Source organism: Modicisalibacter radicis (genome assembly GCF_900961225.1).
Taxonomy (GTDB): Bacteria; Pseudomonadota; Gammaproteobacteria; order Pseudomonadales; family Halomonadaceae; genus Modicisalibacter.
Genome location: NZ_CAAHFN010000011.1, coordinates 36,347 through 50,452 on the forward strand (window position 1 = coordinate 36,347; position 14,106 = coordinate 50,452).

At 64.7% G+C, this 14,106-nt stretch carries 17 protein-coding genes; 4 read left to right on the forward strand and 13 right to left on the reverse strand.

Annotated features, from left to right (window positions below):
• Window positions 1-21 precede the first annotated feature (21 nt).
• From HR9077_RS00185 to mobA, 7 genes are all read right to left on the reverse strand, one after another.
• Window positions 22-315 carry an H-NS family histone-like protein gene (locus tag HR9077_RS00185; RefSeq protein WP_136063928.1) on the reverse strand — a complete coding sequence of 98 codons (294 nt, stop codon included), beginning with the start codon at window positions 313-315 and terminating at the stop codon, window positions 22-24.
• Between the two features lie 174 nt (window positions 316-489).
• Window positions 490-1,482 carry a GTP 3',8-cyclase MoaA gene (moaA, locus tag HR9077_RS00190; protein WP_136063930.1) on the reverse strand — a complete coding sequence of 331 codons (993 nt, stop codon included), beginning with the start codon at window positions 1,480-1,482 and terminating at the stop codon, window positions 490-492.
• Window positions 1,479-1,928 (reverse strand): molybdopterin synthase catalytic subunit MoaE, encoded by a 450-nt coding sequence (gene moaE / locus HR9077_RS00195; protein ID WP_136063932.1) that lies wholly within the window; start codon window positions 1,926-1,928, stop codon window positions 1,479-1,481. Before moaE ends, moaA begins: the two co-directional genes overlap by 4 nt.
• 1 nt (window position 1,929) lies before the next feature.
• Window positions 1,930-2,898 carry a cyclic pyranopterin monophosphate synthase MoaC gene (moaC, locus tag HR9077_RS00200; RefSeq protein WP_136063934.1) on the reverse strand — a complete coding sequence of 323 codons (969 nt, stop codon included), beginning with the start codon at window positions 2,896-2,898 and terminating at the stop codon, window positions 1,930-1,932.
• Entirely contained in the window at window positions 2,895-4,142 is a 1,248-nt protein-coding gene (gene moeA / locus HR9077_RS00205; RefSeq protein WP_136063936.1) for a molybdopterin molybdotransferase MoeA, read from the reverse strand. The genes moaC and moeA overlap by 4 nt, the downstream gene beginning before the upstream one ends.
• The gene (gene mobB, locus HR9077_RS00210) at window positions 4,139-4,753 is read right to left on the reverse strand and encodes a molybdopterin-guanine dinucleotide biosynthesis protein B (RefSeq protein ID WP_136063938.1); all 615 of its coding nucleotides are present in this window, start codon (window positions 4,751-4,753) and stop codon (window positions 4,139-4,141) included. Before mobB ends, moeA begins: the two co-directional genes overlap by 4 nt.
• Window positions 4,754-4,820: 67 nt before the next feature.
• Window positions 4,821-5,396 (reverse strand): molybdenum cofactor guanylyltransferase MobA, encoded by a 576-nt coding sequence (gene mobA / locus HR9077_RS00215; protein ID WP_136063940.1) that lies wholly within the window; start codon window positions 5,394-5,396, stop codon window positions 4,821-4,823.
• A gap of 178 nt (window positions 5,397-5,574) precedes the next feature.
• Here mobA and HR9077_RS00220 point away from each other — a divergent pair, with 178 nt between their 5' ends.
• Window positions 5,575-6,153: a cupin domain-containing protein gene (locus HR9077_RS00220; RefSeq protein ID WP_136063942.1), complete on the forward strand. Its 579-nt coding sequence runs from the start codon at window positions 5,575-5,577 to the stop codon at window positions 6,151-6,153.
• Between the two features lie 33 nt (window positions 6,154-6,186).
• On the opposite strand, the gene upp is transcribed toward HR9077_RS00220, so the two are convergent.
• From upp to HR9077_RS00250, 6 genes are all read right to left on the reverse strand, one after another.
• Window positions 6,187-6,816, reverse strand: coding sequence for a uracil phosphoribosyltransferase (upp, locus tag HR9077_RS00225; protein WP_136063944.1), 630 nt, complete (start codon window positions 6,814-6,816; stop codon window positions 6,187-6,189).
• Window positions 6,817-7,096: 280 nt separating this feature from the next.
• Window positions 7,097-7,789: a uracil-DNA glycosylase gene (ung, locus tag HR9077_RS00230; RefSeq protein WP_136063947.1), complete on the reverse strand. Its 693-nt coding sequence runs from the start codon at window positions 7,787-7,789 to the stop codon at window positions 7,097-7,099.
• A gap of 40 nt (window positions 7,790-7,829) precedes the next feature.
• Entirely contained in the window at window positions 7,830-8,315 is a 486-nt protein-coding gene (gene gpt / locus HR9077_RS00235) for a xanthine phosphoribosyltransferase (protein ID WP_136063948.1), read from the reverse strand.
• 36 nt (window positions 8,316-8,351) lie between these two features.
• Window positions 8,352-8,900, reverse strand: coding sequence for an adenine phosphoribosyltransferase (locus HR9077_RS00240; protein WP_136063950.1), 549 nt, complete (start codon window positions 8,898-8,900; stop codon window positions 8,352-8,354).
• Window positions 8,900-10,213: an NCS2 family permease gene (locus HR9077_RS00245; protein WP_136063952.1), complete on the reverse strand. Its 1,314-nt coding sequence runs from the start codon at window positions 10,211-10,213 to the stop codon at window positions 8,900-8,902. Before HR9077_RS00245 ends, HR9077_RS00240 begins: the two co-directional genes overlap by 1 nt.
• Before the next feature lie 130 nt (window positions 10,214-10,343).
• Entirely contained in the window at window positions 10,344-10,958 is a 615-nt protein-coding gene (locus HR9077_RS00250; RefSeq protein ID WP_136063954.1) for a riboflavin synthase subunit alpha, read from the reverse strand.
• 447 nt (window positions 10,959-11,405) lie between these two features.
• Here HR9077_RS00250 and HR9077_RS00255 point away from each other — a divergent pair, with 447 nt between their 5' ends.
• The 3 genes from HR9077_RS00255 (at window position 11,406) to HR9077_RS00265 (ending at window position 14,024) form a co-directional block, all read left to right on the forward strand.
• The gene (locus tag HR9077_RS00255) at window positions 11,406-12,449 is read left to right on the forward strand and encodes a methionine ABC transporter ATP-binding protein (protein WP_136063956.1); all 1,044 of its coding nucleotides are present in this window, start codon (window positions 11,406-11,408) and stop codon (window positions 12,447-12,449) included.
• Window positions 12,430-13,083 (forward strand): methionine ABC transporter permease, encoded by a 654-nt coding sequence (locus HR9077_RS00260; RefSeq protein ID WP_136063958.1) that lies wholly within the window; start codon window positions 12,430-12,432, stop codon window positions 13,081-13,083. Before HR9077_RS00255 ends, HR9077_RS00260 begins: the two co-directional genes overlap by 20 nt.
• Window positions 13,084-13,223: 140 nt before the next feature.
• Window positions 13,224-14,024, forward strand: a complete 801-nt coding sequence (locus HR9077_RS00265) for a MetQ/NlpA family ABC transporter substrate-binding protein (RefSeq protein ID WP_136063960.1) — start codon at window positions 13,224-13,226, stop codon at window positions 14,022-14,024.
• Window positions 14,025-14,106: the final 82 nt, after the last annotated feature.

Genomic DNA, 14,106 nt, shown 5'->3' on the forward strand with positions numbered 1-14,106 from the left:
CTGAAGGCAAGCCGCAATCGGTCAAGCTTTTTCGAGCTTGTCCTTCTTGGGCGGACGACCGCGGCGCTTGGGTTGTTCGCCAACCAGATCGTCGAGAGAAAGCCCCGCGTCATTGATCGCTTCTCGAATTTCCTCGAGCTTGCGCGCCTTGACCGATTCTTCTTCCTGACGGCGACGCTCTTCGTCCTGCTTTTGCTCGATCACCTCGTTGATCACTTCGGCAAGCTTGTTGAGCTGCTCCATGCTCAACTGACGTGCGGCTGCCCGCGCTACATTCTTGTTGCGAGCGATTCTTTCCAGGGACTCGGTAGACATCGGCCTCCTCCAATCAAAAGCGCCAAGTACTGCATAGGGTGTATGAATGTAAAAAGTATATGCAGTGAAGGCCAGTTGGCAAGCAAAGTTACTCGGTCATGACGACCTCGAATTTATCGATAGTCGGGTAAAAAAGCCGCCCTGAAGCGATGAAAGGCAATGCGCCAGCTGCACTCAACCCCCCGTCATGTTCATGAAGCGCACCACCTGAACGTCGCCATCGGTCGAAAAATGATGGCGTTCGGGCTTGAGTGGCATGGCGGCGACTATGCGCTCCTTGAGGGCCTCGATATCACCTGGATAACGCCTCAGTACCTGCCGCAGATCCACCGAATGCTCGTTGCCCAGGCATAACAGCAGGCGCCCCTCCACCGTGACCCGAACACGGTTGCAGCTGGCGCAGAAATTGTGGCTGTGCGGGGAGATGAAGCCGATGCGAGACCCGCTGTCCGGCATACGAAAATAACGCGATGGCCCCAGGGTCGTTTCGGCGGTCGGCAACAGGCTATAGCGCGACTCGATCATCCGCTGCACGTCGTCACTGGAGCAGTAGGTTTCGGCGCGGGAATGATCCGAGACATCGCCCAGCGGCATCTCTTCGATAAAGCTGATGTCGACGCCTTCGTTGCGGGCGAAATCGACCAGATCGATGACCTCGTCGTCATTGCGTCCACGCAGAACCACCGCATTGAGCTTGATCCGCTCGAAGCCGGCGTCCTGGGCGGCATGAATGCCATCGATGACCTTGTTCAGATCGCCGGTACGCGTCAGTCGCTTGAAGCGCTGGGGATCCAGCGAGTCGAGGCTGATATTGAGGCGTTGCATACCGCCCTGGCGAAGCGCCCTGGCGTACTTGCCCAGACCGGCGCCATTGGTGGTCATGGCGAAGTCCTTGAGACCATCGAGGGCACCGATGTCGCTCACCAGATCGTCGATACCCCGGCGAACCAGGGGCTCGCCGCCGGTCAAGCGGATCTTCTCGACACCCAGCTCGGTGAAGGCCCGGGCGACTTGCGATAACTCTTCAAGCGTCAGGACCTGAGCGCGAGGCAAGAAGGTCATCTCCTCGCTCATACAGTAGACGCAGCGAAAATCACAGCGATCGGTGACCGATATCCGCACGTAGCGGACGACACGCTGATAGTCGTCGATCAGTTGCGTCATCATCTCCTCCAGCGCTCGGCTGCCTGCCTATCCGCATCCCGCTCGGCGACCCAATAGTCGCCGTTGACGGTATGTTCCTTCTTCCAGAAAGGGGCGCGGGTTTTCAGATAATCCATGATGAACAGGCAGGCATCGAATGCCGCCTGACGGTGGGCGCTGGCGACCGCGACCAGCACAATCGGATCGCCCGGCTCCAGGCGCCCGATTCGGTGTATCAGGCGTACGCCATCGAGCGACCAGCGACGTGCAGCCTCGGCGACGATCTCACCCAGCGCCGATTCGGTCATGCCCGGATAGTGTTCCAGCGTCAATGCAGTGACATCGGGGCGTTCATTGAAATCGCGCACCAACCCAGTAAAGCAGACCACGGCACCGATGTCGTTGCGCTGAGCGACCAGGGCCGCCTGTTCGACGCCGGCATCGAAGCGTTCTTGCTGTACGCGAATCATGTCAACCTCCGGTGACCGGCGGAAAGAAAGCGACCTCGTCACCATCGGTCAGGTGGCTGTCCTCACCACTCATGACCTGATTGATCGCGCATAGCACTCGACTTTCGGCGAGCATCGCGAATCGCGCGTCGCGCGCCGTCAACGCCGACTTGAGCCCCGCGATATCCGGTGTCGGCAATGCCTCGAAGGGAATTTCCAGATCGCTGACGCCCAGGCGTTCACGCAATTCGGCAAGGCACTTGACATGAATACAGGGGGCCTCGCCGCGCGGAGCAATGCCGATACAGCCCTCCTGGCATTCACCGGTCACTATCGGTTGGACCGCATTCGGTTGGACCGCATTCGGTTGGACCGCATTCGGTTGGACCGCATTCGGTTGGGCCGCACTCGGTTGGGCCGCACTCGGTTGGGCCGCACTCGGTTGGGCCGCACTCGGTTGGGCCGCACTCGGTTGGGCCGCACTCGGTTGGGGCGGGCCCACTCCGTCCGACGCGCCGGCGTCGTAGCGATAGTCGCCGGAGCGTCCGCCGCTCTTGGCCTGCAGACGTATTTCGCCGATTTCCATTGTCCTGTCGACGGCCTTGCACATGTCATAGAGAGTCAGGCAGGCCACCGAAACCGCGGTCAAGGCCTCCATCTCGACGCCTGTCTGGCCGGATAGCCGGCACAATGCGCTGACATGGACGCAACTGGCCGCCTGATCGAGTTCGAAATCGACCGTAACCTTCGACAGTGCCAGCAAGTGGCACAACGGAATCAACTCGTGGGTTCGCTTGGCAGCCTGGATACCGGCGATGCGAGCCGTCGCCAACACGTCGCCCTTGGGCAGTCCGCCCTCGGCGAGCAGCGCCAGCGTTGCCGGCTGCATGAGAATGCGACCGCTAGCCAGCGCTTCGCGGCGGGTCGTTTGCTTGTCGCCGACGTCGACCATGTGGGCCTCGCCGCGCGCATTGATGTGGGTCAGACTCATGTCAGCTCACCAAAGGGTTGCAGTAATACGGTTTCGCCCGCGGCGACGTCGGCACGGGCGCTCTCGATTTCGATCAGACAATTGGCCGCCACCATCGAGGACAGACGCCCCGAACCCTGGGACCCCGTCGCGCGCACGTGAAGGCGCCCCGCCCCATCGATATGATAGATGCCACGGTGAAAATCGACGCGTCCGCCACGACTGTGCATCGCCTCGTCGGCGATCGCGTTCCAGCGCGTCGGCTGCCAGGCGTGTTCCCCCTGAAGCCGGCGCAGCAGCGGCTGGACGAACTGCAGGAAGGTCACCATCACCGCCACCGGATTGCCCGGCAAACCGAAGAACGGCACCGCCGTCTCCCCCAGCACCCCGAAGGCCAACGGTCGACCGGGACGCATGGCGATGCGCCAGAAGCCCAGCCGGCCGATGCTCGCCAGGGCCGTCTTGACCCAGTCGGCCTGGCCACTCGACACCCCGCCGCTGGTGATGACCATGTCGGCGCGCGTGGCGGCATGCGCCAGGGCATCGCGAATCGCCCCGGGTCGGTCGGCGAGTATTCCCAGGTCGTCGATTTCGCAGCCCAACGCCTCGAGCATGCCGCGCAGCGAATAGCGATTGGCGTCGTAGATGCCCGCCTCACCGAGCACCTCCCCCGGCAGCGTCACTTCATCGCCGGTGGAGAAGATCGTCACCCGCGGCCGGCGCACCACGTCGACGCTGTCGATCCCCAGCGAGGCCAGCAGGCCCAGGTGCTGGGGTTTCAGCCGTGTTCCCGCGGGCATGGCCCGGCTGCCGCGGGCGACATCCTCGCCGGCGTGACGTACGTTCTGGCCGCGGCTCACGTGCTGCGCGTGGCGAATCGTCGCCATCCGTGCCGGGGCATCGACCTCCAGCTGTTCATGCATGATCACCGTATCCGCCCCCACGGGCAACGGCGCGCCCGTGGTGATCGAAACGGCCTCACCGGGCTCGAGCGGCCGTTCGAACCGATGACCCGCCAGCACGTCCCCCACCAGCGGAACAGACGCCGGCGCCGGCCAGGCCAGCGCGATCCCGTCCATCGCGGCATTGGTTCGTTGCGGAACATCGATGGGCGAAATGCACTCCCCGGCCAGTACCCGTCGAGCCGCCGCTGTCAGCGGCAGGCGCTCGGCGGGGAGGCGGGTCGCAACCAGCTCCCCCAGTGCCGCCAATGCCTCGTCGACGTCGAGCATCCGTTCGCCGAGGGCGAAACAGGACAGCGTCATGGCGAAGCATCCCCGAGTCGCGGGCCCCGACGGGTAGGCCAGGCAGCCGGCCAGGCGCAGACGAAGGCGGTCAGCGCGGCCAGGTCGTTGAGATCCAGCGCCGTCACCCCGGCCGGCAGGCTCAGCGCCACATCACTGGCCACGGCATGGACCCAGCGGTCGTCATCGGCCAGCAACGGCTTGCCGAGCGCCGGCCGGTGCAGCTCGAGCTTGGGCAACGGCCAGCTCTTGAAGCCTTCGACCAGCACCAGATCCGGGCGCATCACCTGGACATGCTCGAGCAGTGCCGCGAGGTCCGGACCATCGTCTTCGAGGGAGTGATCGGGCCTCCCACTACTGGGCGTCCCACTACTGGGCGTCTCCACCATCAGCGCGAAACGTTCGCGGGAGGCAACCAGCATCGGCGTGGCCCCGGCCTGGCGCAGGCGATAACTGTCCTTGCCCGGCTGGTCGATGTCGAAACGATGGTGGGCATGCTTGATCACCGCCACCCGGAGACCCGCCTGGCGCACCCGGGGCAGCAGGGCCTCGAGCAGCGTGGTCTTGCCCGCCCCGCTCCAGGCGGCGATCCCCAGCAGGGGGAGGGAGTGTCTGTCCAGATCGAGTTTCATCGGGCTCCGCTACCAGGAAATGTGCGCCGGCGCCTGCACGATGCCTCGGCGAGAGGCCATGCAACGCTCACGAAGCGGGCAGGCCGGCCACGTCATGTGGCGAATTGACGTTGACGAAGGCATCGGGGCAGTCGCTGAAATCGACACTCAGGCACGCATGCCGGGCGTACCAGCGTTCGACCTTGCGCTCACCGTCGGCCAGGGCCCGCTCGAGGTCGGCCGCCAGGCTGCGACGCAGCAACGCGACCACCGGCTGACTGCGCTCGCCATCGTGGGCCATGGCAATGTCGTGGTCTCCGAGCGAAGCGTACAAGCGCTCGACGAGGTCCAGCGGCAGACACGGCATATCGCAGGGCACCACCAGCACCCAGGGTGTCGCGGCGGCGCACAGTCCGCTCCAGATGCCCATCAGCGGGCCCTGATAGCCCCCCGAACGATCACCGATCACCGGCCAGCCCAGCGCCTCGTAGGCCGCCCGGGAGCGATTGGCGCTGATCAGGACATCCGTCACCTGGCCCTCCAGTCGCGACAACACCCGCTCTATCAGCGGGCGTTGCCGAAAGACCGCCCAGCCCTTGTCGATACCCCCCATCCGGCGGCCCCGGCCACCGGCGAGCACCAGCGCGGTGATCGCTTCATTCATTACCCTGCCTCGCAATGCCACCGGGACGATACGCGGGAGCGCATCCGCCTTCCACGATTCAGCCTAGCATCGACCGGCCCCGGCGGGCCATCACGCGCTTCGCCAGGCACTTGCGATGCTTATCCTCAAACGGCTAACACGCTATCATCGCGCCACGGTCGATCAACAAGGAATCCCGATGAGCGCTTTCGATGTCGGCGCACGCCTCAAGCAACTCCGTCAGCAGAACGGGCTTTCGCAACGCGAGCTGGCCAAGCGCGCGGGAGTGACCAACAGCACCGTTTCGCTCGTCGAGCAGAACCATGTCAGCCCCTCGGTAAGCTCGCTGAAAAAGATCCTCGACGCCATCCCGATCTCGATCAGCGAGTTCTTCGCCGGCGAGGAGCTGGCCCAGGAGCAGGTCTTCTACCGTGCCGAGGAACTCACCGAAATCGGCGACGGCACCCTCTCCTGGAAGCTGGTCGGCGCCCGCCGACCCAACCGGCGCATGTCGATCATCCACGAACACTACCCGCCGGGCTCGGATACCGGCGCCGACATGCTCGAGCACGAGGGCGAGGAAGGCGGCATCGTCGTCGCCGGCGCCATCGAACTGTGGGTCAATGGCGAGGTTCGCCGGCTCAACGCCGGCGACGGCTATTACTTCGATTCACGACTGCCGCACCGCTTTCGCAACGTCGGCGACAGCGACTGCGTGATCGTCAGCGCCAACAATCCGCCGAGCTTCGCCGATGGCGGCGACAGCCACCATGGCTGAGCGCCAGCACGACGGCCGCAAGCGATCTCGACCTCAGCGCGTACCGAAGATCTTGTCTCCAGCATCGCCCAGGCCGGGAACGATATAGCCGTTCTCGTCGAGACGCTCGTCGATCGACGCGGTGTAGATGTCGATCTCCGGATAGGCTTCCTGGACCCGCTTGAGCCCCTCGGGCGCGGCCACCAGCACGATCACCTTGACCAGCGGGCAGCCACGCTCCTTGAGCATGTCCAGGGTGGCGACCATCGAGCCGCCGGTGGCCAGCATCGGGTCGATGACGATCGCCAGGCGCTCGTCGAGATCGTTGGTGAACTTCTCGAAGTACGGCACCGGCTCGAGGGTCTCCTCGTTGCGATACAGCCCCACCACACTGATCCGCGCGCTGGGAATCAGGTCGGTGACGCCCTCGAGCATGCCCAGGCCGGCACGCAGAATCGGCACGATGGTGACCTTCTTGCCCTTGAGCTGTTCGACTTCGATCGGTTCGCCGCTCCAGCCGTCGATGGTCTGCGCCTCGAGCTCGAGATCCTGGGTGGCTTCGTAGGTCAGCAGCTTGGCGACCTCGCCGGCCAGCTCACGGAAACTCTTGGTGCTGATGTCGGCGGTGCGCATCAGGCCCAGCTTGTGCTTGACCAGCGGATGTTGGATGGCGTGAACGCTCATGGCGGGGACCCTTGCTTAACGGTGAGAAGGCGAGGCCCGAGAAACGCGCGACCCCGAAATTGGGCGCATTCTAGCGCGCCGGGCCGCCCGGGTTAAGAACGCGTTTCACAGCCGGAAGCTACGCCGGGGACAGGTTTCCGCAAGGGCGCTGTTAACCCCTCCATGGGCGCTACTTTCGCCATCCGTGGCGAAAGACCCTTACTTCAACCTACCCCCGGCATCCGAGCTATCGGTATTTTGAATTGCCTCTGCGACGGCAACCACATCATCGCGCACGGCGCTAGTCAGTCACGCTGGCCGGCAATTGCCAGTCGATGGGCTGACCGCCACGCTCGGCGAGAAAGGCGTTGGCCCGCGAGAAGTGCCGCTGGCCGAAGAAGCCGCGATGGGCCGATAGCGGCGACGGATGCGGCGCATGCAGGACGCAGTGCTTGTCGCGATCGACGAAGGACGCCTTCTTCTGGGCATAGCTCCCCCACAGCAGAAAGACCACCCCGCTGCACTGCTCGTTGACCACCTGGATCGCCCGGTCGGTGAACGTCTCCCAGCCCTGGTTGCGGTGCGAGCCGGCGTTCCCGCGCTCGACGGTCAGCACGCTGTTGAGCAACAGCACGCCCTGGCGGGCCCAGCTCTCGAGAAAGCCATGGTTCACCGCCGCGAAGTCGACGTCCTGGGCGAGTTCCTTGTAGATGTTCTGCAGCGAGGGCGGTATCGCCACGCCGGGGCGTACCGAAAAGCACAGGCCGTGGGCCTGGCCGGGCCCGTGGTACGGGTCCTGGCCGAGTATCACCACCCGCACCCGTTCGAGCGGCGTCAGCTCGAAGGCGCGGAACCAGTTGGACGAATGCGGATAGATGACCTTGTGCGCGGCCTTCTCGCGCGCCAGGAAATCGCGCAGCGCCTGCATGTAGGGGGCCTCGAATTCCGGGTCCAGATGACGCGCCCAACTCTCGGGTAGAGGTGCCTGTGACATGGATCGTCTCGCCCAACGTTGCGTGAATGGGTCGGCCGGATCAGTCCCTGCTGCGAACCTGATCGACCAGCGGCTCGACATAGGCAATGCCCATGTCCCAGGGAAACTGGATCCAGCAGTCCTGGGCAACTTCGGTGAGGTACTGATCGACCAGCGGCCGGCCCTCGGGTTTGGCATAGACGGTGACGAAATGCGCCTTGGGCAACATGTCGCGCACCGCGCGCGCGGTCATGCCGGTATCCACCAGATCATCGACCAGCAGCCAGCCATCGCCGTCATGGTCCACGCCCTTGACCACCGCCAGCCCGCCCTGGTCCATGTGGTCGTAGCTCTTTATGCAGACCGTGTCGATCAGCCGCACGTTGAGCTCGCGGGCGATCAGCGCGGCCGGGATCAGTCCGCCGCGGGTGATCGCGACGATGCCCGCGAAGTCGCGCTCGACGAGCTGGTGGCAGAGCGCGCGCACGTCGCGGTGCAACTGGTCCCAGGAGACAGTGAAATGCTGTTGGTATCGATTGGCGGTCATGGCGTCGGTCACTCGGCTGTCACGGGCGGGGCGAACTCAGTCGCTCTCGAGGAAGGAGCACACCGCGAACACGCCGTGGCCGGCCTCGCGGATCTTCTGCGACCCACCCAGTTCGGGCAGGTCGATGATGGTCGCGGTCTCGACGACATGGCCGCCGCTGCGCTGGATCAGCTTGGCAGCGGCGAGCATGGTCCCGCCGGTGGCGATCAAGTCGTCCATCACCAGGATCCGATCGCCCTCGCGGAAGGCGTCGGAGTGCAGTTCGACGGTGGATTCTCCGTACTCCAGGGTATAGGTCTCGCTGATGGTCTTGAACGGCAGCTTGCCCTTCTTGCGCACCGGCACGAAGCTGCAGCCGAGTTCATAGGCGACCGGCGCGCCGATGATGAAACCCCGCGCGTCGATGGCGGCGATCGCATCCAGGTCCATCTCCTGATAACGGTGCACGAAGCTGTCGATCAGCTTGCGGAAGGCCCCGCTGTTCTGCAGCACCGGGGTGATGTCGCGAAAGTTGACCCCGGCTTGAGGCCAGTCCGGCACGGTGCGAATCACCGACTTGATGTAATCGCCGTAGACACTACTCATCAATGGCCTCCATCGAGGAACAGGAACTTGAGAACGAACAACGCCGACAGCACCACCACCGCCGGGTTGAGGTCGCCGCGGCGTCCGGAAAGCAGCTTGATCAGCGTGAAGCTGATGAACCCCAGGGCGATGCCGTTGGCGATGGAATAGGTCAACGGCATCGCCAGCGCGGCGATCAATACCGGCGCCGCCTCGGTGACGTCGTCCCAATCGGCATGCGCCAGGCTGCCGGCCATCAGTACCGCCACGTAGAGCAGCGCGCCGGCGGTGGCGAAGGCCGGCACCGAACCGGCCAGCGGCGAGAAGAACAGGCTGATCAGAAACAGCATAGCCACGACCACCGCCGTCAGCCCGGTGCGTCCGCCGGCGGCGATGCCCGAGGCGCTCTCGATGTAGCTGGTGGTGGTCGAGGTACCGAGCAGCGCGCCGCTCATCGAGGCGCTGCTGTCGGCCATCAGGGCGTTCTTCAAGCGCGGCAGCTTGCCCTGCTCGTCGAGCAGGCCACCGCGATGGGCGACGCCGATCAGCGTGCCGGAAGTATCGAACAGGTCGACGAACAGGAAGGCGAAGATCACGCTGAGCATGCTCACGTCGAGCGCCCCGGCGATATCCAGCTGCAGGAAGGTGGGCGCCAGCGAGGGCGGCGCCGACATCACCCCGTTGAACTGATTGTGGCCCAGCAGGATCGACACCAGGGTGACCCCGAGGATGCCGATCATCACCGCGCCGGTAACCCGCAGGTAGGAGAGCGCGGCGATCACGAAAAAGCCGATCAGGGTGTACAGCGCCGGCGGCTGCGAGAGATCGCCTAGCGAGACCAGGGTCGCCGGGTTGTCGACCACGATGCCGGCGTTCTGCAGCGCGATGATTGCCAGGAACAGCCCGATGCCCGCCGCGATCCCCAGCCTCAGGGCCATGGGGATCGAGTTGATCACCCACTCGCGAATGCGAAAGATGCTGAGCAGGAAGAACGTCACCCCCGACAGGAACACCGCGCCCAACGCCACTTCCCAGCTCTTGCCCATGCCCATCACCACGCTGTAGGTGAAGAAGGCGTTGAGCCCCATGCCGGGCGCCAGCGCGATGGGATAATTGGCCCAGAGGCCCATGATCAGTGTGCCGATCGCCGCTGCCAGGCAGGTGGCGACGAACACCGCGCCGTGGTCCATGCCCGACTCGGCCAGGACGCTGGGGTTGACGAAGATGATGTAGGCCATCGTCAGGAAGGTGGTGATACCGGCGATGACCTCGGTGCGGATGTTGGTCTTGTGCGCGTCCAGCTTGAAGTAGTCGTTCAACTGTCGTTTCAGCATGCCATGGCCCTCAGCCTCTTAGCCCTGCGTTGGTTCTTGTGATGGATGGTGGGAGACGTCGAAAAGCCGTCAATGGTACCCAAAGCACCCGGCCGACGCGAGCCGGCCGGGTGCCCGCTCGAGGCCTCGGTCAGGAAGTCGCCCGGGCCGCCAGAACGCGCTCGACGGTCTCGACGATCGCCTGGGTCTGGGGGTCGATCTCGATATTGACGCGATCGCCCGGCACGCGCTCGCCCAGCGTGGTGCGCGCCAGCGTTTCGGGGATCAGGTTGACACAGAAGCGGCGACCGATCGTCTCGCCGATCGTCAGGCTGATACCGTCGATACCGATGTAGCCCTTCTCGAACAGGAAGCGCGCATAGGCGGCCGGCAGCTCGAACCACAACCGCCGGTTATTGGGCGCCTCGTCGATCTCGACGAGTTCAGCCATGCAGATCACATGACCCGACATGGCGTGTCCGCCGATCTCGTCGCCGAAGCGCGCGGCACGCTCGATATTGACCCGGTCGCCGACCGTCAGCTCGCCGAGATTGGTCAGGCGCAGCGTCTCGCGCATCAGATCGAAGCGCACCCGCTCGCCGTCGATCCCGGTCACCGTCAGGCAACAGCCGTTGTGGGCCACCGAAGCGCCGATCGCCAACCCCTCGCGCAGCGCATCCGGCATGGCCAGGACATGGCTGCGAAAGTCCTGTTTCTCCTCGATGGCCACCAGCTCGGCAGCCGCCTGTACGATTCCGGTAAACATGACACCCTCTCGATAGTCGCCGCGTGGCGAGGCGCCTAGTTTAGAGAAAAGCCGAGCCCGGGGAAAAGCCGATCGTCGCGTCCATCGACGCCACGCGGTGATGGCCGGCACCGGCGACCGGGGCATCATGGGAATCCCAAGGCTTTTGTGCTGCAAGGAGCGCTTTTTACAGGGCGATTTTCTATAGATGGCCACCTGCTCTTGCAGCATAGACCAAAGTCGTTGACAGCCTCCGAAGCACTCTCTAGACTTTCGCGCATCTATCTTCAGGCGCCGATTTGTTCCCGGATTGCGGGCGCCTCCAGGGCCGCAAGGCGCTGGAAAGTGCAGCTAAAAGGGTGTGTCCAGCGTTGATGGCCACCCGCCAGGGTGGCCTTTTTTCATGCCTCGCCTGGCCCGCTCCGCCCGTTTTCCCGCTCCGATCGTCGCCACGACACGACCGGAACCATGATCACACTCGACCACGTTTCCAAGACCTACGGCAGCGGAGCCGGCGCAATACATGCGCTCAAGCCGACCGACCTGCACGTGCCCCAGGGCGCCATCCACGGCGTCATCGGCCTATCCGGCGCCGGCAAGTCGACGCTGATTCGCTGCGTCAACCTGCTCGAACGCCCGACCACCGGCCGCGTGTTCGTCGACGGCGAGGAGCTCACCGCCCTCGACGGCGCCGCGCTCAATCGCGCCCGCCACCGGGTCGGCATGATCTTCCAGCATTTCAACCTGCTCTCGTCGCGCACGGTCTTCGCCAACGTCGCCCTGCCGCTGGAGCTGATGGGTGTGGCCAAGCGCGAGATTCGCGAACGCGTCGAGCCGCTGCTCGAACTGACCGGGCTCTCGGACAAGCGCGACAAGTACCCGGCCGAGCTTTCCGGCGGCCAGAAGCAGCGCGTGGCGATCGCCCGGGCGCTGGCCAGCCGCCCCAAGGTGCTGCTCTGCGACGAAGCGACCTCGGCGCTCGACCCGCAGACCACCGTCTCGATCCTCGAACTGCTGCAGGACATCAACCGCAAGCTGGGGCTGACCATCCTGCTGATCACTCACGAGATGGAAGTGGTCAAGACCATCTGCCATCGCGTGGGGCTGATTTCCGCCGGCGAACTGGTCGAGCAAGCCGACGTCGGCGATTTCTTCACCACGCCGGCAACCCGGCTGGGCCGCGATTTCCTCAACGCCTTCCTCGAGCTCGAGCCCCCCCAGGCGCTGGTCGACCGGCTCGAGGCGCGCCCCGGCGACAACAGCCATCCGGTGGTACGCCTGGCGTTCAAGGGCGATGCCGTGTCGACCCCGCTGATATCGCGCCTGGCCCGCGACTGCGATATCGACGTCAGCATCCTCGAGGCCAAGGTCGAGTCGATCCAGGATCGCACCCTGGGGCTGATGATCGCCGAGTTGATCGGTACGCCCGAGCAGACCGCCAAGGCGCTGGCCTATCTCGAATCCCACGACCTGCAAGTGGAGGTGCTCGGCCATGTCCAGCGCGATGCTTGAACTGATCCTCGAGGCGACCCTCGACACCCTCTACATGGTCGCCGTTTCCGGTGTGATCGCCGCGGCACTGGGCGTGCCGCTGGGCGTGCTGCTCTACGTGACCCGCCCCGGCCAGATCCTCGCCCAGCCACTGAGCAATCGGGTGCTGGGGATCGTCACCAATATCGGCCGTTCGATTCCCTTCATCATCCTGATGGTCGCGATCATTCCCTTCACGCGCATGCTGGTGGGCAGCTCGATCGGCACCAACGCCGCCGCCGTGCCGCTGACCATCGCCGCCATCCCGTTCGTCGCTCGGCTGGTCGAAGGCGCGCTCAACGAGGTGCCGCCGGGGCTGGTCGAGGCCGCCCAGTCGATGGGCGCCACGCCGCTGCAGATCATCACCAAGGTGCTGCTGCCCGAGGCGCGCGGCGGCATCATCACCGGCCTGACCATTACCGTGGTCACCCTGATCAGCTACTCGGCGATGGCCGGCGCGGTGGGCGGCGGCGGCCTCGGTGACCTGGGCATCCGTTACGGCTACAACCGCTTCAACCCTACCGTGATGCTGATAACGGTGGTCATCCTGGTGGTCCTGGTGCAGGGCTTCCAGATGCTCGGCGACTACCTGGTGCGCAGAACTGATCACAAATAGCCGACCACAAGTAGCCGCATCGGGTAGCCGCATGAGATCAATAACCAAAAGGCATTATCAATTTTCTTCTTATAGCTTAAAATACGCTCCATAGCGTCGCACGGTTCGCGCGCGGCGCCATCATCGCAAGGAGACACATCATGAAGCACGCCATCGCCAAGACACTCGGCACCGCCCTGCTGGGCCTCGGCCTGGTCGCCGGCCCCGCCGGCGCCGCCGACGAGCAGATCAAGGTCGGCACCGTGGCCGGCCCCGAAACCGACGTCATGCAGGTCGCCAAGCGGATCGCCAAGGACAAGTACGGGCTCGACGTCGAGATCATCGAGTTCACCGATTACGTCACGCCCAACGCCGCGCTGGCCGATGGCAGCCTCGACGCCAACGCCTACCAGCACGAGCCGTACATGCAGTCGATGGTCCGCGACCGCGGCTACGACTTCGCCATCGCCGGGCGTACCTTCGTCTACCCGATCGGCGCCTATTCCGAGAAGTACGACAGCGTCGAGGCGCTGCCCGACGGCGCGACCATCGCCCTGCCCAACGATCCGTCGAACGAAGGCCGCTCGCTGATCCTGATGCACAACAAGGGGCTGATCGAGCTCAACGATCCGGAAAATCTCGAAGCCACGCCGATCGATATCGCCGAGAACCCGCACGATTTCGAGTTCCGCGAGATCGAGGCCGCGCAACTGCCGCGGGTACTGCCCGACGTCGACATGGCCTTCATCAACAACACCTTCGCCCAGCCGGCCGGCCTGAGCCTGGATGACGCGCTGATCAAGGAGGGCCCCGAGTCGCCCTACGTCAACCTGATCGTGGTGCGCGGCGGCGATGAAGACCGCGAAGCGATCCAGCAACTGGTCGAGGCCTACCAGAGCCAGCCGGTGGTCGACAAGGCCGAGGAACTGTTCAAGGGCGGCGCCGTTCCCGGCTGGGAATAAGCGTCACCTCGCATGACCGCGGGCCGGCCGAAAAGGCCGGCCCGTCTGCTTTCAGGCCCGCCTAGTCGCCACCCCTGCGATG